The sequence below is a fragment of the Bacillus sp. WC2507 genome, assembly GCF_052656125.1.
The window spans coordinates 1,437,213-1,463,644 of sequence record NZ_JBQXPN010000001.1; the positions used below are offsets into that span (position 1 = coordinate 1,437,213).

At 36.0% G+C, this 26,432-nt stretch carries 26 protein-coding genes and 2 riboswitches; of the genes, 19 read left to right on the forward strand and 7 right to left on the reverse strand.

The window, feature by feature from the left end; all coding sequences use genetic code 11:
* Positions 1-189: 189 nt before the first annotated feature.
* The 10 genes from phoX to glcK all read left to right on the forward strand — a co-directional run bounded on the left by phoX (position 190) and on the right by glcK (position 9,532).
* Entirely contained in the window at positions 190-1,107 is a 918-nt protein-coding gene (gene phoX / locus ACUN28_RS07695) for a phosphate ABC transporter substrate-binding protein PhoX (protein WP_016086265.1), read from the forward strand.
* A 27-nt stretch (positions 1,108-1,134) separates the two neighbouring features.
* A complete protein-coding gene (gene pstC, locus ACUN28_RS07700; protein WP_016086266.1) occupies positions 1,135-2,085 on the forward strand; it encodes a phosphate ABC transporter permease subunit PstC in 951 nt (316 codons plus the stop codon).
* Between the two features lies 1 nt (position 2,086).
* Positions 2,087-2,953, forward strand: coding sequence for a phosphate ABC transporter permease PstA (pstA, locus tag ACUN28_RS07705; RefSeq protein ID WP_016086267.1), 867 nt, complete (start codon positions 2,087-2,089; stop codon positions 2,951-2,953).
* Between the two features lie 28 nt (positions 2,954-2,981).
* On the forward strand, positions 2,982-3,797 hold the full coding sequence (pstB, locus tag ACUN28_RS07710; protein WP_016086268.1) for a phosphate ABC transporter ATP-binding protein: 816 nt from the start codon (positions 2,982-2,984) through the stop codon (positions 3,795-3,797).
* A gap of 167 nt (positions 3,798-3,964) precedes the next feature.
* Positions 3,965-4,621, forward strand: coding sequence for a phosphate signaling complex protein PhoU (gene phoU / locus ACUN28_RS07715; RefSeq protein ID WP_033659893.1), 657 nt, complete (start codon positions 3,965-3,967; stop codon positions 4,619-4,621).
* A gap of 347 nt (positions 4,622-4,968) precedes the next feature.
* Complete coding sequence (locus tag ACUN28_RS07720) at positions 4,969-7,323, forward strand: sugar phosphate nucleotidyltransferase (protein ID WP_016086270.1); 2,355 nt, start codon at positions 4,969-4,971, stop codon at positions 7,321-7,323.
* Positions 7,324-7,392: 69 nt separating this feature from the next.
* Positions 7,393-7,542, forward strand: a complete 150-nt coding sequence (rpmG, locus tag ACUN28_RS07725; RefSeq protein WP_001265616.1) for a 50S ribosomal protein L33 — start codon at positions 7,393-7,395, stop codon at positions 7,540-7,542.
* Positions 7,543-7,646: 104 nt separating this feature from the next.
* Positions 7,647-8,225 (forward strand): 5-formyltetrahydrofolate cyclo-ligase, encoded by a 579-nt coding sequence (locus tag ACUN28_RS07730; RefSeq protein WP_016086271.1) that lies wholly within the window; start codon positions 7,647-7,649, stop codon positions 8,223-8,225.
* A gap of 103 nt (positions 8,226-8,328) precedes the next feature.
* Positions 8,329-8,529 (forward strand): YqgQ family protein, encoded by a 201-nt coding sequence (locus tag ACUN28_RS07735; RefSeq protein WP_000253699.1) that lies wholly within the window; start codon positions 8,329-8,331, stop codon positions 8,527-8,529.
* Positions 8,530-8,548: 19 nt separating this feature from the next.
* Positions 8,549-9,532, forward strand: a complete 984-nt coding sequence (gene glcK / locus ACUN28_RS07740; RefSeq protein WP_016086272.1) for a glucokinase — start codon at positions 8,549-8,551, stop codon at positions 9,530-9,532.
* Positions 9,533-9,612: 80 nt separating this feature from the next.
* Here glcK and ACUN28_RS07745 read toward each other — a convergent pair whose 3' ends face one another.
* Positions 9,613-9,786, reverse strand: coding sequence for a DUF2759 domain-containing protein (locus tag ACUN28_RS07745; RefSeq protein ID WP_000524852.1), 174 nt, complete (start codon positions 9,784-9,786; stop codon positions 9,613-9,615).
* A gap of 170 nt (positions 9,787-9,956) precedes the next feature.
* Here ACUN28_RS07745 and ACUN28_RS07750 point away from each other — a divergent pair, with 170 nt between their 5' ends.
* Complete coding sequence (locus ACUN28_RS07750) at positions 9,957-10,586, forward strand: MBL fold metallo-hydrolase (protein ID WP_016086274.1); 630 nt, start codon at positions 9,957-9,959, stop codon at positions 10,584-10,586.
* Positions 10,587-10,595: 9 nt separating this feature from the next.
* Positions 10,596-11,708 (forward strand): class I SAM-dependent methyltransferase, encoded by a 1,113-nt coding sequence (locus ACUN28_RS07755; RefSeq protein ID WP_016086275.1) that lies wholly within the window; start codon positions 10,596-10,598, stop codon positions 11,706-11,708.
* Between the two features lie 145 nt (positions 11,709-11,853).
* Here the strand turns inward: ACUN28_RS07755 and ACUN28_RS07760 are convergent, their stop codons facing one another.
* From ACUN28_RS07760 to metI, 4 genes are all read right to left on the reverse strand, one after another.
* The gene (locus ACUN28_RS07760; RefSeq protein WP_000894375.1) at positions 11,854-12,144 is read right to left on the reverse strand and encodes an ArsR/SmtB family transcription factor; all 291 of its coding nucleotides are present in this window, start codon (positions 12,142-12,144) and stop codon (positions 11,854-11,856) included.
* Positions 12,145-12,577: 433 nt separating this feature from the next.
* Positions 12,578-13,090 carry a cysteine hydrolase family protein gene (locus ACUN28_RS07765; protein WP_016086276.1) on the reverse strand — a complete coding sequence of 171 codons (513 nt, stop codon included), beginning with the start codon at positions 13,088-13,090 and terminating at the stop codon, positions 12,578-12,580.
* 160 nt (positions 13,091-13,250) lie between these two features.
* Positions 13,251-14,414 (reverse strand): cystathionine beta-lyase, encoded by a 1,164-nt coding sequence (metC, locus tag ACUN28_RS07770; RefSeq protein WP_016086277.1) that lies wholly within the window; start codon positions 14,412-14,414, stop codon positions 13,251-13,253.
* Positions 14,411-15,523, reverse strand: a complete 1,113-nt coding sequence (metI, locus tag ACUN28_RS07775) for a cystathionine gamma-synthase/O-acetylhomoserine thiolyase (protein ID WP_016086278.1) — start codon at positions 15,521-15,523, stop codon at positions 14,411-14,413. Before metI ends, metC begins: the two co-directional genes overlap by 4 nt.
* A gap of 93 nt (positions 15,524-15,616) precedes the next feature.
* A riboswitch (SAM riboswitch) is annotated at positions 15,617-15,726 on the reverse strand.
* Positions 15,727-15,928: 202 nt separating this feature from the next.
* Positions 15,929-16,038: riboswitch (SAM riboswitch) on the forward strand.
* Positions 16,039-16,108: 70 nt separating this feature from the next.
* Here metI and ACUN28_RS07780 point away from each other — a divergent pair.
* From ACUN28_RS07780 to ACUN28_RS07805, 6 genes are all read left to right on the forward strand, one after another.
* On the forward strand, positions 16,109-17,941 hold the full coding sequence (locus ACUN28_RS07780; RefSeq protein WP_016086279.1) for a bifunctional homocysteine S-methyltransferase/methylenetetrahydrofolate reductase: 1,833 nt from the start codon (positions 16,109-16,111) through the stop codon (positions 17,939-17,941).
* Positions 17,941-21,339 carry a methionine synthase gene (gene metH, locus ACUN28_RS07785; protein WP_016086280.1) on the forward strand — a complete coding sequence of 1,133 codons (3,399 nt, stop codon included), beginning with the start codon at positions 17,941-17,943 and terminating at the stop codon, positions 21,337-21,339. Before ACUN28_RS07780 ends, metH begins: the two co-directional genes overlap by 1 nt.
* An 18-nt stretch (positions 21,340-21,357) precedes the next feature.
* On the forward strand, positions 21,358-22,416 hold the full coding sequence (gene murG / locus ACUN28_RS07790; RefSeq protein WP_016086281.1) for an undecaprenyldiphospho-muramoylpentapeptide beta-N-acetylglucosaminyltransferase: 1,059 nt from the start codon (positions 21,358-21,360) through the stop codon (positions 22,414-22,416).
* A 244-nt stretch (positions 22,417-22,660) separates the two neighbouring features.
* Positions 22,661-22,921, forward strand: coding sequence for a DUF3966 domain-containing protein (locus tag ACUN28_RS07795; protein ID WP_000817964.1), 261 nt, complete (start codon positions 22,661-22,663; stop codon positions 22,919-22,921).
* A gap of 93 nt (positions 22,922-23,014) precedes the next feature.
* Positions 23,015-23,389 (forward strand): nucleoside 2-deoxyribosyltransferase, encoded by a 375-nt coding sequence (locus ACUN28_RS07800; protein WP_016086282.1) that lies wholly within the window; start codon positions 23,015-23,017, stop codon positions 23,387-23,389.
* A gap of 79 nt (positions 23,390-23,468) precedes the next feature.
* On the forward strand, positions 23,469-23,957 hold the full coding sequence (locus ACUN28_RS07805; protein WP_016086283.1) for a hypothetical protein: 489 nt from the start codon (positions 23,469-23,471) through the stop codon (positions 23,955-23,957).
* Positions 23,958-23,993: 36 nt separating this feature from the next.
* Here ACUN28_RS07805 and ACUN28_RS07810 read toward each other — a convergent pair whose 3' ends face one another.
* Positions 23,994-24,305: a hypothetical protein gene (locus ACUN28_RS07810; protein WP_016086284.1), complete on the reverse strand. Its 312-nt coding sequence runs from the start codon at positions 24,303-24,305 to the stop codon at positions 23,994-23,996.
* A gap of 252 nt (positions 24,306-24,557) precedes the next feature.
* On the opposite strand from ACUN28_RS07810, the gene ACUN28_RS07815 reads away from it, so the two are divergent.
* Entirely contained in the window at positions 24,558-24,773 is a 216-nt protein-coding gene (locus ACUN28_RS07815; protein ID WP_001008334.1) for a DUF3912 family protein, read from the forward strand.
* Between the two features lie 214 nt (positions 24,774-24,987).
* On the opposite strand, the gene ACUN28_RS07820 is transcribed toward ACUN28_RS07815, so the two are convergent.
* Entirely contained in the window at positions 24,988-26,382 is a 1,395-nt protein-coding gene (locus tag ACUN28_RS07820) for an L-cystine transporter (protein ID WP_016086285.1), read from the reverse strand.
* Between the last annotated feature and the right edge of the window lie 50 nt (positions 26,383-26,432).

Sequence of the window (26,432 nt, forward strand, 5' to 3'; positions counted from 1 at the left end):
GGGATAAAGGTTTTATGAACCAATCATCAGTGAAGATGAGCAGTGGCTACGGATTAAAATTTTACTTAATGTTGATTCTTGTGGAACTTTACAAAACTTTTACAAACAATTAAAACCGAATTAATAGTTTAGCAGTATTCTTATATCTGTAATCCTGTTATTTCCGGTTACTTCTAGGAGGAAGAACACGTGAAATGGATAAGTGCATCGATTAAAGTTTTCATACTGTCGACATGTTTCCTTTATGTTGGCACGTCTACTGCATTTGCTGTAAATGAAATGGGAGAAGTGAGAGTTGATGGATCCTCAACAGTTTTTCCTATTATAGAAGCAGTAGCGGAGGAATATACAAAGGTGCATCCGAACGTGAAAATTTCTATCAGTGTTTCTGGAACAGGAGGAGGATTTAATCGTTTCAGTAAAGGAGAAGTGGATATAAATAATGCTTCGAGAGTAATGAAACAAGTGGAAGAAAATGAAATGAAGAAAAACTCCATTCAGTTTACACCATTTGAAGTTGCTTATGATGGTCTGACGATCGTTGTGAATCGCCAAAACACTTGGGTAGACAATATGACGGTAGACGAGTTACGTCTACTGTGGAGTGAAGATGAAAGTGAAAAGCGATGGTCACAAATTCATTCATCATGGCCACGCGAACAGGTAAAGTTTTATGCGCCAGGTGTAGACTCTGGTACGTATGATTATTTTCAAAATGTCATCTTACAAAATAGTCGCATTGTAAAAAAAGTCTCTTTGTCTGAAGATGATCAAGTTATTATGCAAGGGGTAATGAATGATAAAAATGCCATTGCTTTTGTAGGATATGCTTATTATATGGCCAATCGAGATAAGGTGAGAGCAATAAAAGTGAATGGTGTACTTCCGACGAAAGATACGATTCAATCAGGTAAGTATAAGCCGTTATCTAGGTCGCTATTTGCTTATGTGAATGATGCATCTATCCGAAATAAAATGAATGTAGCAAATTATATTGAGTTTATGATTCAACATGTTGGTAATCTCGCTGAAGAGGTTGGATATGTAAAATTACCAAAAGAAAAGTACAATGAACAGCTGCGGATGTTAACAGAAATAAAAAGGTAATGTCAGGGTGGAAAGGGGTTTTCATCTTTGGCTTATAATGACAAAAGTCAAATTACATTTTCTGTACAACATTTGATTGAAAGAAATACAAAACAAAGAAAAAAAACGCAGCGAATCAATCGAATCGTTCCATTATTACTAAAAATAATTGCTAGCGTGTCTATTGTGACGACAATTGGAATTATTTTTACTTTGGCAAATGAAACAATGATGTTTTTTCAAAAAATACCATTACACTCCTTTTTGATGGAGAAAGAATGGTTACCTTTTTTTGAAGATCCTAAATTCGGTATATTACCACTTATATGTGGAACGGTCCTTGTAACAGCAATTGCTATGTTCGTAGCAATTCCTATCGGTTTAGCGTGTGCCGTATTTTTAAGCGAATATGCTTCAAACGGTGCAAGGAAAGTGTTAAAGCCAATGTTAGAATTATTAGCAGGTATCCCGACAATTGTATATGGTTTTTTTGCATTAACAGTTGTAACACCGCTTTTACAACGGATTATACCTGATTTACAGTTTTTTAATGCGATTAGTCCAGGTATTGTTATTGGCTTTATGATGATACCTACAATTGCATCTCTGTCTGAAGACGCAATGAGAGCTGTAGCAAAAGGAACGAAAGAAGCTTCGTTAGCACTTGGAGCAACTCGGTTTGAGATGGTAAAACAAGTCGTGTTTCCTTCGGCTTTTACAGGGATTATGGCAGCGATTATATTAGCTGCTTCCAGGGCAATTGGTGAAACGATGATCGTTGTAATTGCAGCGGGATCCACGCCGAACGTATCGCTCGATCCGACACACTCCATTCAAACGTTAACAGCTTATATTGTGCAAGTGAGTTTAGGTGATGCTCCGCATGGAACCATTACGTATTACAGCATGTACGCTGTAGGTGCAACGTTATTTTTGTTTACTTTTATAATGAACATCATTTCGCAGTTTATTATGCGCCGCTTTAGGAGGGTGACATAATATGCGAATGTTGAATCATAAAAAGATACAAGAAAATATGGCATCGCGTTTTTTAAAAGATCGAGTTTACAAATTGTTATTTTATATGGCAATTTTGTTTTCAATAGTAATACTGCTTATTTTGCTTTTTCAAATTTTTGAAAAAGGTATAAGTTATCTTTCATTAGATTTCTTTACAAACTTTGCTTCGCGTAATCCGAAAGAGGCTGGGATTGCTGCAGCTTTGTCAGGAACAATATTATTTATGAGTATTGTTATACCAGTCTCTTTTATATTTGGGGTCGGAACTGCTCTTTATTTAGAGCAATATGCGAAGGAATCTATATTTAAAAAGGTAATAGAAATTAATAATCAAACGTTAGCAGGAGTACCTTCCGTTGTATTTGGATTACTCGGCTTAACCATTTTTGTATATGCTCTTCATCTAGGTGAGAGTATCATTGCGGCGGCACTGACGATGAGTTTACTCGTCTTACCGACAGTTGTTGTAGCGAGTCAAGAAGCAATACGATCTGTACCAAGTTCATTATTAGAAGCTTCTTACGGATTAGGTGCTACGAAGTGGCAAACGATGTATCAAATTGTATTGCCATATGCTTTCCCAGGAATAATAACGGGTTGTACGTTAGCGATATCAAGAGCGATTGGAGAAGCGGCACCGTTATTAGTTATCGGGGCACTTGCATTTGCAAATTATGTTCCATTTAGTATGTTTGATAGATTTACAGTTTTACCAATTCAAATTTTTAATTGGATGAGTAGACCGCAAGAAGAATTTCAGTATGTAGCAGCTGCTGGGATGATCGTTTTGTTAGGTTTGTTGCTCTTTATCAATATATTTGTCCTATGGTTACGAAATCGAAAATAAGTTGGAAATGGATGAAAGGGGAATTCAAATGGTAGCAACAGTAGTAAATGTACAGGTGAAAAACGAGGAGAAAATCGAGACTGCGCCAAAGAAAGTAGTATTTAATACGAAAAACTTAAATTTATGGTACGGAGAAGACCATGCTTTAAAAGATATTAACTTAAGCATTCATGAGAATGAGGTTACAGCAATTATCGGGCCAAGTGGTTGTGGTAAATCAACGTACTTAAAAACATTAAATCGTATGGTAGAGTTAGTACCAATCGTGCGAACTACAGGTGTAATTGAATATAGAGAGCGCAATATATTTGATAAATCATATCCAGTTGAAGAATTACGAACACATGTAGGAATGGTGTTCCAAAAGCCAAATCCATTTCCGAAATCTATTTATGAAAATGTAGCATACGGCCCAAAAATTCATGGTATAAGCGACAAGAAAACGTTGGATGAAATTGTTGAAAAAAGTTTACGTGGAGCAGCAATTTGGGATGAGTTAAAAGATCGTTTGCACGATAATGCATACGGTTTATCCGGTGGACAGCAACAGCGTCTATGTATCGCACGTTGTTTAGCGATTGAACCCGACGTTATTTTAATGGATGAGCCAACATCGGCACTAGACCCAATTTCAACATTAAAAGTAGAAGAATTAATTCAAGAGTTAAAGAAAGACTTTAGTATTGTTATCGTAACGCATAATATGCAACAAGCAGCACGTATTTCAGACAAAACTGCTTTCTTCTTAAGTGGAGAAGTTGTGGAATATACAGATACAAATAAATTATTTACGACACCTTCAGATAAGCGTACAGAAGATTATATTACAGGCCGATTCGGTTGATATCGTTGCAAGGCTCAGAGCAAATGCCTTCTTAACAGAGGGCATTTCTTATTTTTACCTCATCTAATTAGAGAAGTAATACGTCTCCTATCTTAAGGCTTATTACAAGTACGCTAGGTAGGAGATCTATATATACAATGGCACTTAATATTGAGGGGGAAGAAAAAATGGTAAGAGAACAGTTTCAATGTGATTTAAAAACGTTACAGCAAAAGGTGATTGAGCTTGGTGTACTAGCGAGGGAAGCTTTGTTGCTTGCCATGGAAGGTCTTCGTACAAGGGATGTAGAGAAAGCGTTAGAGGTTATAGATGGTGATTATCGTATGGATAATTTAGAAGAGGAAATAAATGATCTTGCGCTTATGCTTATTACGAAGCAGCAACCTGTAGCAGGTGACTTAAGAAGGATTTTTATTTCAATTAAAACAGCGACAGATTTAGAGCGTATTGCAGATCATGCTGTTAATGTTGCGAAATCAACAATTCGTCTTGGGGAAAAAGAAGTAACTGTCAGTTTGCATAATATTGAGGAAATGTTTGCTATTGCTAATGAGATGTTAAATTTAGCATTAGAAGCATACGAACAGGAAAATTTAACTTTCGCGAAACAAATTGCCGAAATGGATGATTCTGTTGATGAAATATATGGGAAAGCGATTCGTGAATTTATATCTTCAGTCCCAGAACAACCAGAAGCGATTACACAAATTACACAATTATCTTTTGTAGCGAGATATATTGAGCGTGTAGCAGACCATATTACAAATATTGCTGAGAATGTTTTTTATTTAGTAAAAGGAAAGCATTACTTATTAAATGAATAAAGAAAAAAAGCAGGTGAAACATCGCCTGCTTTTTTTAGTCAAAACATGACAAAAAAAGCTCGTTGTTTCCATTAGTTTATGATGATAAGATGTATCATAATATAATGGAAAAATTAGGACATATATGTTGGTGACTTATTGAGTATTATTTTTCTAAGTTAATAGTAAGCGCTTTCTTTTGTGGGGGTTAGAAAGATACATGTATATAGGAAGTCTTAATCAAAGTTTTTCTCACCAGTGATGATTCATTGAAATAATCAAACTTATACTGCTAGTTAATGCAGGGTAGATAATATACATATCGTATATGAAGTTATTGAACATTATATAAGTGGAGGCTGAAGTATATGAAGGGGGTTATTTTAGCTGGAGGAAAAGGAAGACGCCTTAGACCATTAACATGTAATACTCCAAAACCGATGTTGCCGTTATTAGAAAAGCCAGTTTTGGAATACAATATTGAATTATTACGTCAGCATGGTATTCGTGAAATTGCAATTACTGTTCAGTATATGAGTACGTCCATTAAGCAATATTTTGGTGACGGCAGTAAATGGGGAGTTAACTTGTACTATTTTGAAGACTCTCCTCCGCTTGGAACAGCAGGGAGTATTAAACAAGCGGAAAAGTTTTTAGATGAAACATTTGTTGTCATAAGCGGGGATGCGTTAACTGACTTTCAATTATCAGAAGGAATTACGTTTCATGAACAAAAGAAAAGAATGGTAACTATGTTTGTGAAGGAAGTAGAAAACCCTCTTTCATTCGGTTTAGTTGTAATGAACAAAGAACAAGAGGTTACACGATATATAGAAAAACCGAGCTGGAATGAGGTAGTCTCTAATATTGTGAATACAGGTATTTATATTATGGAGCCAGAAATCTTTTCTTACATACCGCCCCAAGAATTTTTTGATTTCAGTCAAGATGTGTTTCCTTTATTGGCAAATAAGAACGCATTATTTGCATATTTGTCAGAAGGTTATTGGTTAGATATCGGTACATTTGATCAATATCGACAAGCACAATTTGATTTGTTAACGAAAAAATTGCAAGTACCTATTCCTTATACGGAAGTATTGCCGATGGTATGGATGGGGGAAGGTGTGACGATTGGAAAAGGAACGAAGATTCACGGCCCTTCTTTTATTGGAGAAGGAGCAAAGATTGGTGCTGGAGCTGTAATTGAGCCGTACTCTATTATTGGGAAAAATAGTATTGTTTCAAATTATTCTCATCTTCAAAAAAGTATTGTTTTTGCAAATGCACACATTGGGCAGTATTGCGAGCTATTAGAAACGACAATAGGAGAGCATACAATGGTGGAAGATGACGTTACACTGTTTCAAAAAAGCATTGTAGCGGATCATTGTCATATAGGGAAAAGTACGGTAATTAAGCAAAAGGGAAAACTATGGCCATATAAGGCAATTGACAGCTATTCGGTAGTAGGATCGGCTGGTGTACAAGAAAGTGAAAAGAGTGCAGGATGGTTGCAAAAAAGCCGCATTGTAGGAAGAGGTAATGTTGAGATTACTCCTCAATTTATTGTAAAGGTTGCGATGGCGTACGGATCTCTTTTTGCCAAAGGAGAAAGTATATTAATCGGGAGTCAAGAACATATAGAAACGACTTCTTATAAAAATCTTTTTCTTCATGCGATTCATGGTATCGGGATTCATACGATGGAATGTAAAGAAATGAACGAATCGCTTTTTCAGTACAGTATTCAGGATTTACAATGTGCAGGTGGGGTTTTCATTCAAGTGGAAAATGAAAAAGAGGTTGTTATAAAGTTGTATGGTAAGGATGGGGTACAATTAACGTATAAGCAACAAAAAGCGATAGAACAAGTATATATGTCTGAGTCGTTTTATTACGTATGTGAGAAAGAAATGGGACGGAATAAGCTAGTCCACGTTTCTTTACATGATTATATAGAGGTTGTATTGGAGCGCATTGATATTGAAAAAATACAAAAACAGAAGTTTCATCTTCTTATTAATAAGAGAAATGATATGTTACAACATTTACTTATGCACTTTTTGCAAAGGCTTGGATGCACGGTTACGTGGATTTATGCGGGCGAACAAAAGGATCATGTGAAAGCATTGATGAAATCAAGCAAAGCAAATATGGCGCTTATGTTTTCAGAGCAAGGAAATTATTTCGAGTTATATGATAATCATAGTAATATTTACCAGGGAACAGATTTTGAAGAAGTAGATATTCCGGATTTATTACTTGAATCGGCAGGAAATATCTACCCGATGTCTTTGAAATTAGGAGAATGTTACCTTCTATTTTATACGCAGGATGAAAAAAAGTCGTTTCAAGCGAGATGGAAGCGAGATATTTTATATCGAATTGGGAAATTATTTGAGCTAATAGCATTGCAGGGAAAGACATTTCTCAGCATAGTAGAGCAATCACCTCCGCTCTATCTACTTTGTGATGAAGTGGTATGTTCATGGAATGAAAAAGGGAAAGTAATGAGGAAATTATTAGCTGATATGGAAAGAAAAGAAGAAGGTATATTTGAAGGCGTACAGTTCAAATATACGGAAAAAGAGTGGTCTTATATCGTTTCTGACACAAAACAACCGAAATTTTTAGTGTATTCGCATGCTAGAAACCCAGTAATAGCAAGGGAAAACATGAAAAATCTTATAGAAAAAATTAGACAATATCAAAAGGTGTAGAATTTTTATTTTAAAAGTGGTATTATAGTATAGTCTGATTTAAGTTATTAGTACTGGAGGGAAATAAGAATGCGTGTGAATATTACTCTAGCATGTACAGAATGCGGAGATCGTAACTATATCTCAAAGAAAAACAAACGTAACAACGCTGAGCGTATCGAGCTTAAAAAGTATTGCAAGCGTGACAAGAAGTCTACGTTACACCGTGAAACAAAGTAAGCAGTAGGAATATTTTCCTACTGTTTCTTTTTTTATTCGATTCCTCTGTTAAAAGTGATACACTATCATCGTAGAGCAAAGTATCACTGTGAGGGGGAAAATGTGTGAGAGAAGAGAAACTACGTTTACGTAAACAAATAATAGAGCACATGAATTCTTTATCAGAAGAACGATATACAACTTTATCAGAGCAAATTGCATTTTCGTTGTATGCGCAAAAAGAGTGGGCTGAAGCTAAAACAATTGGAATCACTCTCTCAATGGAAAATGAAGTGAATACATATCCTATTATCGAAAAAGCTTGGGAAGAGGGAAAGAAAGTTGTTGTTCCGAAGTGTAATAAAGGAACACGAACAATGTCCTTCCGGCACATTAGTAATTTTGATCAATTAGAAACAGTGTATATGAATTTACGTGAACCAATTCCAGCGCTTACGGAAGAAGTGAATGCAGATGAAATTGATCTTCAAATCGTGCCAGGCGTAGCTTATACAGAGCGAGGAGAGCGGATTGGATATGGCGGTGGCTATTATGATCGTTATCTCGTGCATTATAAAGGGAAAACGCTATCATTAGCTTATAGTTTTCAAATGGTAAAGCATATTCCAGTAGAGCCGTTTGATAAAAATGTAGAAAAAATTATTACAGAAAAAGGAACAATGGTTAAAAATGGGCTTGTATAGACAAATAAAAATTGACGAGACTTTTTCTTCTTGATTATAATAAAATATGTGAACGTTTTCTTATTATAGTTTTTTATAGTAAGTGAGCATAGAGGGTGATGAAATGGTATCTATTTATGATATTCAGCAATTGCTAAAGAAATTTGGTACGATTATTTATACGGGAGATCGAATTGCAGATTTACAATTAATGCAAGATGAATTGCGTGAATTAAATCAATCACAGCTAATCGATCCACAAGACTATCAAACAGCTTTATTTTTATTGAAGCAAGAAATTCAAAAAGAGCTAAATAAGAATTAGATAAAGGTAGGTAAGCAACATGGAAGAGAAATGGTTAGTTGGTGTTGACCTTGGTGGTACAACGATTAAATTAGCATTTATTAATGTGTACGGTGAAATTTTACATAAGTGGGAAATCCCTACGAATACAAATGAGCAAGGAAAACATATTACGCTTGATGTAGCGAAAGCGATTGATAAAAAGTTAGAAGAGTTAGGTGAATTAAAAAGTAAGTTAATTGGTATTGGTATGGGAGCTCCTGGTCCTGTACACGTGGCGTCTGGAATGATATATGAAGCTGTTAACTTAGGATGGAAAAACTATCCGTTAAAAGATTTATTAGAAGTAGAAACAGGATTACCTGTTGTTATTGATAATGATGCAAACTTAGCAGCACTTGGTGAAATGTGGAAAGGTGCTGGTGAAGGAGCAAAAGATTTAATTTGTATGACACTTGGCACTGGTGTTGGTGGCGGTGTAATTGCCAATGGTGAGATTGTACACGGCGTAAGCGGTGCTGCTGGTGAGATTGGACACATTACAGTAGTTACAGAGAATGCTTTTCCATGTAATTGCGGGAAGTCTGGTTGCCTAGAAACTGTAGCATCTGCAACGGGTATTGTACGTGTTGCTATGCAAAAAATACAAGAGACTGATAAAGAGAGTATGCTACGTTCTATGTTAGCAGAAGAAGGGCGTATTACATCAAAAGACGTATTTGAAGCACATGGACAAGGTGATGAACTAGCAGGCGAAGTAGTAGAAAAAGTAGCTTCTTATTTAGGATTAGCTGTAGCGAACCTTTCTAGCACGTTGAACCCAGAGAAAATTGTTATTGGTGGCGGCGTTTCTAAAGCTGGAGATGCACTATTAGAACCAATTCAACGTTATTTCGAGCAATATGCTTTCTCACGTGCTGTAAAGAGCACGAAGCTAGCTATTGCAACACTTGGTAATGACGCAGGTGTTATCGGAGGAGCTTGGCTTGTAAAAAAGCACAAATACGAAGTGAAGATGATATAAGTTATGAACTATGAAAAGAGGAAGGGGAAACCCTTCCTCTTTTTGTGTGAAATCTTGATGAAGAATAACATGTAAATGAATTAAGCTGCCGGTGGGTACCCGTTATATAGAACAGTCATGATCGTAAACCATCCGAAAACGAGTACAGTTGCAATTGCAAAGCCGCTCGCGAAAAAGTTCTTTTCACGAAGTGTTCTAAGCGTAGCAAATACAGCTAACAGAGTGACAAGCGTAAAAATAATAACAAGGCCCATACAATATCCTCCTCTGTCTACCCATTCCTTAATATGAGTTTTTGGAATATTTACTCTTTTATATTGTACATGTTTTAAAAATGATTGTCGAGATAGCATCCTTTCTTTTCCTAAGAGAAAAAAATGTTGTATCATTGAAAGTAAGTTTAATAATTGGAGGAGATTTTCATATGAAATGGACACAAATGCCGTTAGGCCCATTACAAACGAATGCTTATATTTTAACGAATGATCAAAATGAGTGTATTATCTTTGACCCTGGTCACGAAGGAGAGAAGCTCGTTACATATTTACAAGAAGCGCAGTTAAAGCCACTAGCTGTTTTATTAACCCATGCTCACTTTGATCATATTGGTGCTGTTGACGCGGTAAGAGACGCTTTCCATATTCCTGTGTACGTACATAAAGAAGAAGAAGATTGGTTAGGCGATGCAACTGTAAATGGCTCTCAAATTTTTATGATGAATCGCAGCATTACAGCAAAACCAGCAGATCATATTATTGATGCAGAAGGTACATTAGCAATTGGTTCATTTAATTTTGAGGTTTTTGAGACGCCAGGACATTCTCCAGGCAGTATTTCTTATTATTGTAAAGAGGCGAATGCTGTATTTTCTGGAGATGTATTGTTCCAAATGAGTATCGGAAGAACTGATTTACCTGGTGGGAGCTTTGCTGAATTAATTGGAAGTATTGAAGAAAAATTATTTGTATTACCTGATGAAACAGCAGTGCTATGTGGACATGGTCCAGAAACAAGCATTGGTTTTGAAAAAGAAAATAATCCATTTTTACAGTAAGGAGTCATTATGGGGATGGAGCTTATTTTAAAAGAATGGATGGCGAAAGAGAAGGATTATTCAATTTCATATAGTACGTATATGAACCTCGTATTGTATACAGAGGGACATGGTTATTATATGAAGGAACGTGAGAAAATTGGAAGACAAGGGGATTTTTTTACAAGTAGTAACGTATCCTCTGTTTTTGCAAAAACATTTGCTAAGTTTTTTATTCGTCTTGTTGAAAATGGTGAAGTTGCTCCGAATATTTGTGAGATTGGTGGGGGAACAGGAAAGTTTGCCTATGATGTTTTACAAGAATGGAAGCAATTGTCTCCAGAAACCTTTATTGATTTAAACTATTCATTGATTGAAATGAGCCCTTTTCATAGAAAATTACAGCAGAAAAATCTTTGTTCGTTTTCTAATGTGGCATATTATACGTCGCATAGTGAAATGGGGGAATCATTCGAAGGAATTCTTTTTTCGAATGAGTTATTTGATGCATTTCCTGTTGAAGTAATTCAGAAGAGAAATGGAATATTGTATGAAGTACGTGTTACATACACAGAAGAGGGGAAACTTGCAGAAGTATGTAGACCGTTACATAAAAGCATCGGTCGATACTTATTGAAATATAATATTCACCTTGTTGAAGGTCAGCGTTTTGAAGTGTCGATTGCGATGGAAGAATATATAAAAGAAATTGCGAAATGGTTTCAACGAGGTGTATGTATTACAGTTGATTATGGATACACAAAAGAAGAATGGATGCATCCTGCACATCAAGAAGGAAGCTTACGAGGGTATTATGAGCATAAGTTAATCCGTAATCCTTTAGCACATCCAGGTGAAATGGATCTTACTACTCATATTCATTGGGACGAACTAAAAGAGATGTTTAGCCTGCAAGGTATGCAGACAGTATGGCATAAGAAGCAAGCTGAGTTTTTGTTAGCAGCAGGAATATTAGATCAGCTTACCGATCATCAGGATAGGAATCCTTTTTCTGAAACTCAAAAACAAAATCGTGCAGTTCGTTCGATGATTTTGAGCGGAGGATTAGGGAGTGCATTTGATGTTGTTATACATACGAAACATATGCAACAGTTACACTTAGATCGGTATTTGAAACTATAAAAAAACAAGACACAGCATATTTCTGTGTCTTGTTTTTTAATACGACTTATGTAGCATCATATATTTCCTCTCATGATATATATTTATATTAAAGATATGAGATGAAAAATATAAAATACGTCCTTTTTTCTCTGTTTATGAGTCCCTAACCTAATAATACGCGAACGAGTTGAATAATTGTCTCGTTTTCTACTTTGTAATAGATTTCCAATCCTTTTCTTTCACTTGAAACGATTTTAGCGCTTTTTAACTTTGCTAAATGCTGTGAAATTGTAGATTGTGGCATGTTTAAGCCAGTGTACATTGTAGAAACATTGCTTGGACCACGTTCAATTAATCCTTTTACAATACATAAGCGAACAGGATGAGCAAGTACTTTCAATAATTCTGCATTGCTTTCATATAGTTCAATTTCTTTTTGAAAGGTTTCTAACATGTTCTTTTCCACCTCCGTGTGAGCTGTTATACCATACTATACATACCAAAAAATCAAAGAAAAGAAAACAGTTGTTGCAGAAAAAAAGTCCTAAAGTAAAGAAATTGTAAGAAAAGAGACCCTGATGTAAATAAAGTAGATGATTTAGCACGGTTTTGTAAAATGACATTTTTGGGTGAAAATTTAGATGCGTTTTAAAAATTGAAAGATATAGATATATTTGTAACACAATCTTACCATGATTTTCTTATTCTTTCAAATGAATATACAAAATTTTTAAAATAATATGACAAAGGAATTATAATGATATATATAGAATATAAAACAGGTTAAAAGAAAAGAAGCTGAATGTAATCAGCTCCTTTATGGTGAAAATGAAATGTTTGAGTATAGCTGATAAATCTTAGAATTGCCAAGTCATTAGTTATGTATTCTAGCATTCATCGTTCATCAACTTTAAAAATCTACGGTTCCATATATTCTCATAAAAATCAATTGTCTCTTTTGCGGACATAAATGGATTATGTAACGTAGAGGTTGTTTTCTGTACCATGAAGTTTTCGTATCCTAGTCCATGGGCAAATTTAATTGTAGCATCCATGCAGTACTCTGTTTGGGCACCACAAAACTCAATACGATGTACAGATAATTGATCTAAAATCTCTTTTAAGTTTGTTTTATAAAATGAATTGGCATGTGTTTTTCTTACAAAAAAATCTTGTTCTTGAACATCTAAATCAGCATGAATAGCCCAAAGTTCTTTTTCGGGTACTAAATCATCATCGCAATGTTGAACGAAAAGAATTGGTTTATTTGTTTTTCTGTATGAAGAAATTCTTTTATTTACTTTTGTAAGTAAATTTTGTAAATCAAATAAATGCTCTTCGCTATAACATACTCCATTTTGTAAATCGATAACGATTAAAACATCTGCACAAGTATCCATTATTTTTGCCCCTTTTTTACTTCTTAATATATCAATTAATTCATTACTTGGAAATAGATGGTGCTCTGTCGTTTTTTATGAACTATACGAAAAGTGAAAAATATACTTAACAGCATAAAAAAGAAGATATGATAACTTAATTTCATATCTTCTATTCTCTCTATGCATTTACAGGTTCTTCTACATAAGAAAGGGCATTTTCAAAATCGGATATTAAATCGTCAACATTTTCAAGGCCGACGGATAACCGAAGTAATGAATTAGAAATCCCTCTTTCATCACGAGCTTCTTGTGACAATGCTGCATGTGACATTTTAGCTGGGTAGGAAAGAATCGATTCGACAGCACCTAAACTAACCGCAAAGACAGGTAATTTTACTTTTGATAGAAATTGGCGGAGTGCGTCTTCTGATTGTAAAGTGAAAGATAGGACAGCTCCGGCTGATGTAGCTTGAGATTGTTGAATATTAAATCCAAGATGTGATTGTAAGCCAGGATAATAGACATTTTGAACTTTAGCGTGCTCTTGTAAATAGTGTGCAATTTTATTGGCGTTTGCAGCTGAATGCTCAAGACGTACATGCAATGTTTTTAGACCACGAAGCACGAGAGAACAATCTTGAGGGCCTAAAATAGCGCCGAATGCATTTTGTAAAAATCCAAGTTTTTGAGCGAGTTCGGCATCTTTTACAACCGCTAATCCGGCAGTAACATCACTATGACCAGCAATGAATTTTGTGGCACTATGAAGAACGACATCGGCGCCAAGGTCAAGTGGCTTCTGGAATAGTGGTGTCAAAAATGTATTATCAACAAAAGTAAGGGCGTCAATAGATTTTGCAAGTTTAGAAACAGCACGAATATCTGTCACTTTTAAAAGCGGATTAGAGGGTGTTTCCACATAAAAGAGTTTTGTATTTGGCTTAATGTTTTGCTTTATTTCTTCTAAATTAGTCATATCAACAAATGTATGGGAAACACCGTAACGGGAGAGAACTTCAGTTATAATTCGATAAGTGCCTCCGTATACGTCTTCTGAAATGAGTACGTGATCACCTTGTGAAAGAAGGAGGAATGCAGTAGAAATCGCTGCAATCCCTGATGCGAAGGCAAATCCTTTTGTTCCGCCTTCTAATAAAGCAATGATATCTTCAAGAGCTTCACGAGTTGGATTACCAGATCGGCTATAGTCATATTTTCCGAACGTATCTACATCAAACTGGTGGAATGTTGATGTATTATAGATGGGAACGTTAACAGCTCCTGTTTGCGAGTCATGTTTATATTGGTTGTGCAGTAAGAGTGTATCTATAGAATAACTCATATTCTTACACCTTCTTTTACAAGTTTAATGGCTTGCTGTAAGTCTTGAATTAAATCGTTACTATTTTCAATGCCAACGGAAAATCGCAGAAGACGATTACATACACCGTTTGCTGTTCTGATTTCTTCAGGAATATCAGCGTGTGTTTGCGTTGCTGGATATGTCATTAAACTTTCAACACCACCAAGACTTTCAGCGAATGTAATTAAGGATAAAGATTGTAAGAATGGATTGATCCATGTTTCATCTTTCAGACGAAATGAGATCATGCCGCCTCTTCCAGGATAAAATACATCTGTCACCCCGTCTTCATCATTTAAATAAGCGACAACTGCTTTTGCATTTTCTTCATGTTGTCTCATACGAAGCGCTAACGTTTTCATACCACGAATTAATAGCCATGAGTCAAATGGGCTTAAGACCGCACCAGAGGCATTATGATAATGAGCGATTTCCTCACAAAGTTCCTTACCTTTTGCAACGACAAGTCCGCTTAGGACATCGTTATGTCCTCCTAAATATTTTGTTGCGCTATGAAGTACAATGTCAGCACCTTCTGTTAATGGTTGCTGTATATAAGGTGTGTAGAATGTGTTGTCTACAATAAGAAGTAGTCCGTGTCTTTTCGCTACAGTTGCGACAGCGGCAATATCAGTAACTTGCATTAATGGATTAGTCGGAGTTTCTATGAAAATAGCCTTTGTTTCAATTGTGATAGACTGCTCAATTTGTTTAATAGATTGTGTATTTACGTATCTACATCGAACGTTCCACTTTTTTTCGTGCTCAGAAAATAATCGATAAGTGCCCCCGTATAAATCTTCGGATACAATAAGTTCATCTCCGGAACGGAATAGGGAAAGGACAAGGAGAACAGCTGCCATCCCTGAACTACAGGCATAACCTTGTTCACCGTATTCTAAATCTGCGATTGCCTGTTCTAAAAGGCCGCGAGTTGGATTGCCAGTTCGTGAGTAGTCAAAGCCAGTAGATTTGCCAATTCCTTCATGACGATAAGCAGTTGAGAAATAAACAGGTGGATTAACAGTTCCTGTTGTAGTTTCGCTCCGGTTTCCGATTTGTGCTAGTTTTGTTTCGATAGTTGACATGTGAAAATTCCTCCCTTTTAAATTAACAATTAAGTGAATGTAAAATAAAAAAAGCCTTCTAAGAAGAAGGCTTTCGGTTTGAATAGAGTCTTCTTCTCATCTGTCAAATCTTTCACAATTTGCTGGAATTAGCACCTTATTAACAAATGTTAATGGTTGCTGAGGCGTCGTAGGGCCAGTCCCTCTACCTCTCTAGATAAGAATGTTCGTATGAAATTTTATTATGTTTTTAACTTTACAACAAAAGATAATTGAATTGCAACTTTATTTTAAATAATTTTTATTTTTCCGCAAGTGTCATTGACTTTTGCATTTGTGCGTGCTAAATTTATTAAAAAATTAGCAAACATTGTTAAAAGGGGAACGCATTTCCTTTTAGCTACATAAATAAAATAATAAAGACAACTCTTATTGAGAGCGGTGGAGGGAAAGGCCCTGTGAAACCCGGCAACCTTCAAACGAAATGTTTGAAACGGTGCTAATACCTGCAAAACGAATGTTTTGCATAATAAGAGGAGGAACAATTATGTCCCCCTCTTCAAAGTGAAGAGGGGGTTTTTATATTGATAGAAATGAGGGAGATTTGTGAAATTACTAGATTTATTGTCAAAAGGAATTGTAATAGGTGACGGTGCGGTTGGGACGTTATTACATTCACATGGTTTGCAAAGTAGTTTTGAAGAATTGAATATATCTGATCCAGATTTAATTATATCGATTCATAAGCAATATGTAGCTGCTGGGGCAGATGTGATTCAAACAAATACGTACGGAGCAAATGAAGCAAAATTACGTATGTATGGTTTAGAAAATCAAGTTACTGAAATTAATAGAGCGGCAGTAAAACTGGCGAAAGCATCTGTTACCGACAAAAATGCAATTTTAGGAACAATTGGCGGTATGAAACATATCGGAGCTGTTACGACAACTGATATGGAGCGAGAATTTATGTTGTTGGAACAGGCAAGTGCATTATTAGAAGAACAGGTTGATGGACTGCTATTAGAGACTTTCTATGATGAGTTTGAATTACTTCATGCTGTTCAGGTGTTACGAAAACAAACGAATATTCCAATTGTAGCTCAATTAGCGTTACATGAGGCAGGTACGACTCAAAATGGAAATGATGTAAATGAAATATTAAAACAGCTATTAGATTACGGTGCAAATGTTGTTGGATTGAACTGCCAACTAGGGCCACTTCATATGACGGAAGCTTTTAAAATGATATCGATTCCTCAAAATGGCTACTTGTCAGCATATCCAAATGCAGGTCTTCCAAATTATGTGGAGGGACGTTACGTATATGAAGGAAGTCCGGCTTATTTCGAAGCGATGACACCGAAATTTATTGAGCAAGGTATTCGGTTATTGGGTGGTTGTTGTGGCACGACTCCAGAACATATTGAAAGTATGAAACGTGCTACTCTAAATGTTACGCCTGTAATAGAAAAGGATACGATTCAAAGACCAAAAGTAGTTCATACACATGAGAAACGTTCAAAAGCTCATGTCACTTTAGCAGAGAAAGCAAAAAAACAAACGACAGTAGTAGTGGAATTAGATCCACCGAAAACGTTAGATACGCAGCGGTTTTTTGAAGGCGCAAGAGCATTGAAAAGAGCTGGAGCAGATGCTATTACTCTAGCAGATAATTCATTAGCATCGCCTCGCATCTCGAATATGGCAATGGGAGCATTATTAACGAAGCATGATATTCCAGTATTGACGCATTTAACGTGTAGAGATCATAACGTCATCGGACTACAATCTCATTTACTAGGCCTATCAGCGTTAGGTATGGAAGAAGTGTTAGCTTTAACTGGTGATCCAGCACGTGTTGGTGATTTTCCAGGTGCCACTTCTGTATATGATTTGTCCTCTATTGAGCTCATTAAAATGATTAAAGAAATGAATGATGGGCGCTCTATTTTAGGGAAATCAATAGGTCCAGCAACAAGATTTTCAGTGGGAGGTGCGTTTAACCCGCATGTAAGACATTTAAAAGCAGCGGTTAAGCGAATGGAACGGAAAATAGATGCTGGAGCAGAATATTTCTTAACTCAGCCGATTTACGATGTCGCGTTAATGGAAGAAGTGTATGAAGCGACAAAACATTTGGAACAACCGCTTTTTATTGGGATTATGCCATTAATAAGTAAACGGAATGCAGATTTTCTTCATTTTGAGGTGCCAGGAATTACGCTACCTGAAGAAATAAGGGAGAGAATGGATGGACATGAAACGAAAGAGGCAGCAATTGAGGAAGGAATTCGCATTTCACAAGAACTAATTGATGCGGCGATGAAATATTTTAACGGCATTTATCTTATTACACCATTTCTAAAATATGAAATTACAGAACACCTTGTTAAATATGTGAGAGAAAAGCAAGAAGTGAAAGAAGGTATTAATTGATGAAACGTATAGAAGAAAAATTACAAAATAACATCTTAATATTAGATGGTGCAATGGGGACAATGATCCAGCAAGAGGACTTAACTGCGGAAGATTTCGGAGGAGAAGAGTACGAAGGCTGTAATGAATATTTAGTAGAAACAAGGCCTGATGTCATTTTAAAGATTCATAAAGCTTATATTGAAGCTGGTGCGGATATTATTGAAACAAATACATTTGGGGCGACGAATATTGTATTAAATGATTATGAGTTGTCTCATTTAGATGAGGAACTAAATGAGAAAGCAGCACGTTTAGCAAAGCAAGCTGTTATAGAAAGCGGGAAGGAAGTATATGTTGCGGGAGCAATGGGGCCGACAACGAAAGCGATTAGTGTTACTGGTGGTGTGACGTTTGAAGAATTAATTGAAGCCTATACACGGCAGGCAAGAGGATTATTGAATGGAGAAGTTGATGTATTACTCGTTGAGACGAGTCAAGATATGCGTAATGTGAAGGCAGCTTATATTGGAATTCAAGCAGCTTTTGATGAACTAAATACAATTGTTCCTATTATGATTTCGGGAACGATTGAACCGATGGGAACGACTCTGGCTGGGCAAACAATTGAGGCTTTTTACTTATCGATAGAACATATGAAGCCGTTATCGGTTGGGTTAAACTGTGCGACTGGTCCGGAGTTTATGAGAGACCATATTCGTTCACTATCTGATTTATCGGAGTGTTACATTTCTTGTTATCCAAATGCAGGCCTTCCTGATGAAGATGGACATTATCATGAATCTCCATCTTCTCTCGCCGAAAAAGTGAAGCGATTTGCCGAAGAAGGATGGGTTAATATTATCGGTGGTTGTTGTGGCACAACACCAGAACATATAAAAGCAATGAAATCCGCGTTAGCGTCTCTGAAGCCGCGTGAACACCGTGAACGAGATGGACATGGTGTTAGTGGATTAGAGGCACTACAATATGATGATTCTATGAGGCCGTTATTTGTTGGAGAAAGAACAAACGTTATTGGATCACGTAAATTTAAACGATTAGTAGCAGAAGGGAAATTTGAAGAGGCTGCTGAAGTCGCAAGAGCGCAAGTGAAGAAAAATGCTCATATTATTGATATTTGTATGGCAGACCCGGACCGGGATGAAATAGAAGATATGGAAAATTTCTTGGCAGAAGTTACAAAAGTATTAAAAGTACCAATTATGATTGATTCAACAGATGAAAATGTGATGGAGAGAGCTCTTACTTATATTCAAGGAAAAGCTGTTATCAATTCAATTAATTTAGAAGATGGAGAAGAACGATTTAAAAAAGTGACACCTCTTCTCCAAAAATATGGTGCCGCTATTGTTGTAGGAACAATTGATGAAGAAGGTATGGCAGTAAGTGCGGAAAGAAAACTCGAAATTGCGAAAAGAAGTTATGAATTATTGACGACGAAATATGGTATACGCCCGTCAGATATTATTTTTGATGCACTTGTATTTCCTGTAGGTACAGGTGATGAAGAATATATTGGCTCGGCGGCAGCGACGATAGAAGGAATTCGCCTTATTAAAGAAGCATTACCAGAGTGTTTAACGATTTTAGGTGTAAGTAACATATCATTTGGTTTACCACCAGCTGGACGCGAAGTATTAAATTCCGTCTTTTTATATCATGCAACGAAAGCTGGATTAGATTACGCGATTGTGAATACTGAAAAATTAGAGCGCTATGCGTCAATTACGGAAGAAGAAAAACGTCTTGCAGATGCATTGCTTTTTGAAACGACGCAAGAGACGTTAGAAGAATTTACAAATTTTTATCGCGCGGCAAAAAAGAAAGATGTCGTTATCCAAGAAACATTAACTATTGATGAAAGGCTGGCAAATTACATTGTAGAAGGTACGAAACAAGGGCTACAAGAAGATTTAAGCCTCGCACTTACAGAAGGAAGAAAACCTTTGGATATTATTAATGGCCCACTTATGACAGGAATGGATGAGGTGGGAAGATTATTTAATAATAATGAGCTTATCGTTGCTGAAGTATTGCAAAGTGCTGAAAGTATGAAAGCTGCCGTAAGTTATTTAGAGACATATATGGAATCTAGCGATAGTGCGAAAAAAGGGAAAGTATTATTAGCAACTGTGAAAGGTGACGTACATGATATTGGGAAAAACCTCGTTGAAATTATTTTATCGAATAACGGATATGAGATTATTAATTTAGGAATCAATGTTCGCTCGGATCGAATTGTTCAAGAAGTACAAGAGAAGAAGCCTGACATAATTGGTCTTTCTGGTTTACTAGTAAAGTCAGCTCAACAAATGGTAACGACTGCTGAAGATTTACAAGCGGCAAATATTGATATTCCAATCGTTGTAGGCGGGGCAGCGTTAACGAGAAAGTTTACAGATAATCGTATTTCACCATCATATAAAGGACTCGTATGTTATGCGAGTGATGCGATGACGGGGCTCGATATTATTAATAAGCTACAAAAAGAAGAAGAGCGCGAGAAGATGAAACAAGATAAAAAAGAGCGTCATCTTCATATCGTAAAAAAAGAGGAGAAGAAAGTAGAAATTCCAGCAGTAATTGAGCCATTACCGAAGGCTGAGGTTATGATACCTGATTCAACAAAACGAATTGTATTACGAGATGTTCCAGTTGCGCATCTCGCTCCATTTTTAAATAGACAAATGCTACTTGGGCATCACCTTGGATTAAAAGGAAATGTGAAGAAGCTTTTGCAAGAGGGAGATAAAAGAGCACACGAATTAAATGATTTAATAGACGAATTATTGCAGGAAGGACAATCTTGGTTAAAACCGAAAGCAGTGTATCAGTTTTTCCCAGCGCAAAGCGACGGACAAAATATTGTAATATATGATCCAGAAGATCATACGCGTATGATAGAGCGTTTCACATTCCCAAGACAAGGAAAAGCACCATATCGTACTTTAGGTGATTATTTACGACCAATTGGAGATGAGATGGACTATGTTGCTTTCCTATCTGTTACGGTTGGGGAAGGCATTCGGGACATTGCTGAAGAGTGGAAAGCGAAGGGTGATTATTTACGCAGTCATGCCATTCAATCGTTAGCGCTTGAACTAGCAGAAGGACTCGCTGAAAAAACACATATGCTCATTCGTGATCGCTGGGGCATTCCAGATTCACCAGAACTGACGATGGAAGAACGTTTCCGTACGAAATATAGAGGGATACGCGTGTCCTTCGGTTATCCAGCATGTCCAGAACTTGCAGATCAAGAAAAGCTATTTCGCTTAATTCATCCAGAGGAAATAGGTATTTCATTAACGGAAGGATTTATGATGGAGCCAGAAGCATCTGTAACGGCTATGGTATTTTCTCACCCCGAGGCAAGATATTTTAGTGTATTATAATCTAGAAGGGGGAGACGTATGAAGAAAATAGTCTTTACAGGTGGCGGTTCGGCCGGACATGTAACACCTAATTTAGCCATCATTCCACATTTACAAGAACAGAATTGGGATATTTCTTATATTGGTTCTCATCAAGGAATTGAGAAAACGATTATAGAAAAGGAAGGCATTCCGTACTATAGTATCGCCAGCGGAAAGCTACGCCGTTATTTTGACTTGAAAAATATAAAAGATCCTTTTCTTGTAATGAAGGGTGTTATGGATGCGTATGTAAGGATTCGAAAACTAAAACCAGATGTAATTTTTTCAAAAGGTGGTTTCGTATCTGTACCAGTCGTAATTGGAGGGTGGCTAAATCGCGTACCAGTTTTATTACATGAATCCGATATGACGCCAGGACTAGCAAACAAAATTGCGCTCCGTTTTGCTTCGAAAATATTTGTTACATTTGAAGAAGCTGCGAAACATTTACCGAAAGAAAAAGTAATCTATACAGGATCTCCTGTACGTGAAGAAGTGCTAAGGGGAAATCGTGAAAAAGGTTTAGCGTTTTTAGGTTTTTCACGTAAAAAGCCAGTTATTACAATCATGGGAGGAAGTTTGGGCGCAAAGAAAATTAATGAAGCGGTTCGAGAAGCGTTACCAGAACTTCTGAAAAAGTATCAAATTGTTCATCTTTGCGGAAAAGGTAATCTTGATGAAAGTTTACAAAATAAAGAAGGATATAGACAATTTGAATATGTACATGGAGAACTACCAGACATATTGGCGATAACAGATTTTGTTATTTCACGTGCAGGGTCCAATGCCATTTTTGAGTTTTTAACATTGCAAAAGCCGATGGTTTTAATTCCGCTATCGAAATTTGCAAGTCGTGGAGATCAAATACTAAATGCAGAATCATTTGAAAGACAAGGATATGCCTCGGTATTGTATGAAGAAGATGTGACTGTGAATTCTCTTATAAAGCATGTTGAAGAGTTATCTCATAATAATGAGGCGTATAAAACCGCATTAAAAAAATATAATGGAAAAGAAGCGATTAAAACAATCATTCACCATATTTCAGAGGCATGATGAAACAATCATGTCTCTTTTAGTAGGTTGAAAGATTCCAAGAAACGGTGTTTTTATGTTACAATAAAGTGAAACTTTAATCAGTGGGAGGTTTACCCCCACTGATTATTAGTTGAACCAATCGGGCTTTAACGGGCAGTTAATCCCCCACCTAACTTCTTTGTTTTCGCTGAATGTTGAGGTGGGGGGGCTTACTGCCCTCAAATAGCGGGGTAACAAATGGTTAGTAGGGAAATTCCAAGTAATGAAGCGTGAAAATACGAATGGATTAGGAGTGACTGTGTTGGAGCTAAGTCTCTATGAAAATACTGCACTTATTATATGCTTTGTGTTGTACGTTGGTAGTGTTATTGTTTATATTTCAAGGAAATTTTCGCAAGAAAGAGAGCTTGAAAAATCAGAGATAACAGCTGAACTAGAAATGTTAGCTGATGAAAGTTATAAAAAGCAAAAAATAAAAGAAGATCATGAAGCATCCCATCATTTAAACGCAAATAAGTTTTAAAGATGGGGATTTTTTTTTGGATTCGTTTTTTATTATATTTAGCAAGTAACACTAAAACGGAGTTTCCCGTACATCAAGAAGGAGTGTATATAAATGAATTTTTATATCGCCTCGGGATTCAAAAATAAACACCTTGTACGTTCTATAGCAAATGAACTGAAACATGCAGGTTGGCATCATACATATGATTGGACAAGAAATGAAAGGGCAGTGAATCAAAAGCAATTAAGAGAAATTGGTCTGGCAGAAAAGAATGCTATTCAAGAAGCGGATGTCTTTTTACTTATATTAGATGGCGGAAACGGGAGCCATACAGAGTTTGGAATGGCGATTGCGCTAGAGAAAAAGATATATGTATATCATGAAAGAAACCCGCTTCAAACAACGTTCTATCACTTGCCAGAAATAAATATTTTTGAAGGAGATGCAGCTGGATTTGCATCTTATGTTATGAATCATGTGAAATAATAGTAACTACCTAAAAGGTTATAAAAGTGATCTTTTGGGTACAGTGATGATAAGAACCGTATATAAAGGAGTATATAATATGAAATTAGAAAATGGTTGGGAAACGAGTTTTTTAGAAGTTGTACAAAACAGTGAATTTAAGAAAGATGCAATTCTTAGTCAATTGCTTTTTGCGGATGGTGAAGAAGTAGAAGAGCTTGTTGATGATTACGGTTATGAAGAGATTATTGAACGCGAACATGATGATGAGTTAGCAGAAGTTTTAGGTGAAGAACTTTTCGATGAGATGGAACGACACGTATTCTTATCTTCAAAGCCAGAAAAAAAACTTATTTCATTCGTAAATGGATTAGGTTTTCATGTGTTAGATTGGATCGTTCTTCTTGAAACAGAATTTGGCATTGATAGTGCACACTTTACGTCGGACGCTGTGAAAATGTTAGAGAAACGCTTTAGACAATTTCCATACATAGAAGAGAAGACAGTTTTTGATATGACATTTGGAGAAGCAATAGATGCATTAGAATCTGTGACAGGATTACAACTGAAAGAAAAGATGAACGTATAATGTAAAAAAAGAACGTGAGGCTATCACGTTCTTTTTTTACATTATAATAATTTTGTCATTTAGTTTTGTTTGTCCGCTAAGAAGAGCGTTTAAATATTCCACTTTTCTTATACAGGCTTGTATATGTCTTTCAACCTCTTGTAACTCTGCTTGGTGATGCGTTTCAATCGGATGAATTTGTACGTTGAATTTTTCAAATTGACTACTATATGTTATTTCTGCATAGCCGCTCATAATATCGGTTTCGTTATGAAATAAAAATTGCTTCGTTTTGTCACAGAATGATACATCCTGAAAGCCATATACTTTTAATGCTTCAATTACTTTTTTAATCATTTTTGTATTCATTTTTTAACCCTCTTTACGAAGTTCTACTTTTATATTATAACATAAAAAATTACATAGAAAGCGCTTCCAAGTGTATTTTATTATAAACTTTACGTTTCAATCACAAAAATGAAACAAAGAAAAAATAATTGTAAAGAAGGAAGGACTCTTTTATTGTTTCGTCATATATATAGAGAAATAGTGCAATGAAAGGAAATTTTCCGAGGTGGAGATCGTATTTCCAATTTGAGCGCAGTAAAAGAGGTGAAAATCTTGAACTTTGATATTGTAGGACAAAAAGCATATATAAAAGATGGACCGCATCGGAACCGAATTGGAATTGTAAAGAACAGCGAGACAAAATTAGAATCGCAGTTTGCTATTGTAATTGGAGAACAAATCATTGATGTAGAGCTAAAGGATATCGTGCTAGTTGGAGTAGATGTAGGACAATTTCATAAATGGTGCGAACAAAATGGTTATTTGTGAGAAGGACGGGCTGTGAGATAATGAAATATATTTGAGAAAAGAGAATATGTTATTGTATTCTCTTTTTCTATGTGTAAGGGGATGAAGATGAAGTATAAAGAACAAGATTATACATAGTGTTTGAGACAATATGTTATGCCTTGTGTTTAAAAGATAAAGAAGATGGAAAGAAATGAAAAAGGACGCTAACATTTTTGTTAGCGCCCTTTTTTTATTATGAAGCAATTTCACCAGTTTTTGTATCATCTTGATTGTACGTATCTTGATCTAATTCACCAAGCCATTTACTAGAAATAAGACCTGCTGTCATAGAACCACTTACGTTAAGAGCTGTACGACCCATATCGATTAATGGTTCAACTGAGATAACAAGAGCGACAATGCCGATTGGTAAGTTCATTGTAGATAGTACGATTAACGCTGCGAATGTTGCACCACCACCAACACCGGCAACACCAAATGAGCTAATTGCAACGACAGCGATTAAAGTTAAAATAAATTGTGGTTGTAATGGATCAATTCCTACAGTTGGAGCGACCATCATTGCAAGCATTGCTGGATAAATACCTGCGCAACCGTTTTGTCCGATAGATACTCCAAATGATGCTGCGAAGTTTGCAATTCCTTCAGAAATACCAAGTTTTTCTTTTTGTGCTTCAATATTTAATGGCATTGCACCAGCGCTAGAGCGAGATGTGAATGCGAATGTTAATACAGGGAACACCTTTTTCAAATATTGAATTGGATTTAAACCAGATAGAGCAATTAATAATAAGTGAATAACGAACATTACGATAAGTGCCACGTAAGACGCTAACACGAAGTTACCGAGTTTTAAAATAGCATTTATATCGCTACCAGCAACTGTTTTTGCCATAAGAGCTAATACGCCGTATGGAGTAAGACGTAAAATTAATGTTACCATACGCATTACGATTGCATATACAGCATCAAGCATCTTCTTAAATAGTTCTGCTTGTTCTGGATATTTTCGTTTTACACCTATAAAGGCTATACCGATAAATGCTGCAAATATTACAACAGAAATTGTTGATGTTGGACGAGCGCCTGTTAAATCAAGAAACGGATTTGTAGGTAACAGCTCTAATAATTTATCTGGAATTGTAGTTTTCTCAATAGAAGTAAATCTTTCTTCAACTAACTTCAGACGAGCAGATTCTGCATCACCTTGTTGCAGGCCTGTTGCAGATACATCAAATCCTGCACTTGCAGCGATACCGACAGCTGCAGCGATTCCTGTAGTAAGAATTAAAATTCCGATAATAAGACCACTGATTTTACCAAGGTTTTTCGTTAACTGTAATTTTGTAAATGCTGAAATAATAGATACTAAAATAAGTGGCATAACGATCATTTGAAGTAATTTCACATAACCGTTACCGATTAAGCCAAACCAAGTATTTGATTCAATAATTACTTTAGAAGTTGGCTCATAAATAAATTGTAATATAAGACCGAATATAATTCCGACTCCTAAAGCAGTAAATACACGTTTATTAAAAGATACATGCTTACGTTGCATATAATATAATACGCCAACTAAGATGATCATGACTGCAACGTTAATTCCGACAAGCAGTGTATTCATGTTGATTCCCCCTAATTCCAATCTGTTATATAGAATATAAGGTAATAAAA

Bases quoted from the DNA above. Each gene is read 5' to 3' on its own strand.
- pstA (WP_016086267.1), top strand. From the start codon at position 2,087: ATGCGAATGTTGAATCATAAAAAGATACAAGAAAATATGGCATCGCGT.
- pstB (WP_016086268.1), top strand. From the start codon at position 2,982: ATGGTAGCAACAGTAGTAAATGTACAGGTGAAAAACGAGGAGAAAATC.
- phoU (WP_033659893.1), top strand. From the start codon at position 3,965: ATGGTAAGAGAACAGTTTCAATGTGATTTAAAAACGTTACAGCAAAAG.
- ACUN28_RS07720 (WP_016086270.1), top strand. From the start codon at position 4,969: ATGAAGGGGGTTATTTTAGCTGGAGGAAAAGGAAGACGCCTTAGACCA.
- rpmG (WP_001265616.1), top strand. From the start codon at position 7,393: ATGCGTGTGAATATTACTCTAGCATGTACAGAATGCGGAGATCGTAAC.
- ACUN28_RS07735 (WP_000253699.1), top strand. From the start codon at position 8,329: ATGGTATCTATTTATGATATTCAGCAATTGCTAAAGAAATTTGGTACG.
- glcK (WP_016086272.1), top strand. From the start codon at position 8,549: ATGGAAGAGAAATGGTTAGTTGGTGTTGACCTTGGTGGTACAACGATT.
- ACUN28_RS07745 (WP_000524852.1), bottom strand. From the start codon at position 9,786: ATGGGCCTTGTTATTATTTTTACGCTTGTCACTCTGTTAGCTGTATTT.
- ACUN28_RS07750 (WP_016086274.1), top strand. From the start codon at position 9,957: ATGAAATGGACACAAATGCCGTTAGGCCCATTACAAACGAATGCTTAT.
- ACUN28_RS07755 (WP_016086275.1), top strand. From the start codon at position 10,596: ATGGGGATGGAGCTTATTTTAAAAGAATGGATGGCGAAAGAGAAGGAT.
- ACUN28_RS07760 (WP_000894375.1), bottom strand. From the start codon at position 12,144: ATGTTAGAAACCTTTCAAAAAGAAATTGAACTATATGAAAGCAATGCA.
- ACUN28_RS07765 (WP_016086276.1), bottom strand. From the start codon at position 13,090: ATGGATACTTGTGCAGATGTTTTAATCGTTATCGATTTACAAAATGGA.
- metC (WP_016086277.1), bottom strand. From the start codon at position 14,414: ATGAGTTATTCTATAGATACACTCTTACTGCACAACCAATATAAACAT.
- metI (WP_016086278.1), bottom strand. From the start codon at position 15,523: ATGTCAACTATCGAAACAAAACTAGCACAAATCGGAAACCGGAGCGAA.
- metH (WP_016086280.1), top strand. From the start codon at position 17,941: ATGAAACGTATAGAAGAAAAATTACAAAATAACATCTTAATATTAGAT.
- murG (WP_016086281.1), top strand. From the start codon at position 21,358: ATGAAGAAAATAGTCTTTACAGGTGGCGGTTCGGCCGGACATGTAACA.
- ACUN28_RS07795 (WP_000817964.1), top strand. From the start codon at position 22,661: ATGAAGCGTGAAAATACGAATGGATTAGGAGTGACTGTGTTGGAGCTA.
- ACUN28_RS07800 (WP_016086282.1), top strand. From the start codon at position 23,015: ATGAATTTTTATATCGCCTCGGGATTCAAAAATAAACACCTTGTACGT.
- ACUN28_RS07805 (WP_016086283.1), top strand. From the start codon at position 23,469: ATGAAATTAGAAAATGGTTGGGAAACGAGTTTTTTAGAAGTTGTACAA.
- ACUN28_RS07810 (WP_016086284.1), bottom strand. From the start codon at position 24,305: ATGAATACAAAAATGATTAAAAAAGTAATTGAAGCATTAAAAGTATAT.
- ACUN28_RS07820 (WP_016086285.1), bottom strand. From the start codon at position 26,382: ATGAATACACTGCTTGTCGGAATTAACGTTGCAGTCATGATCATCTTA.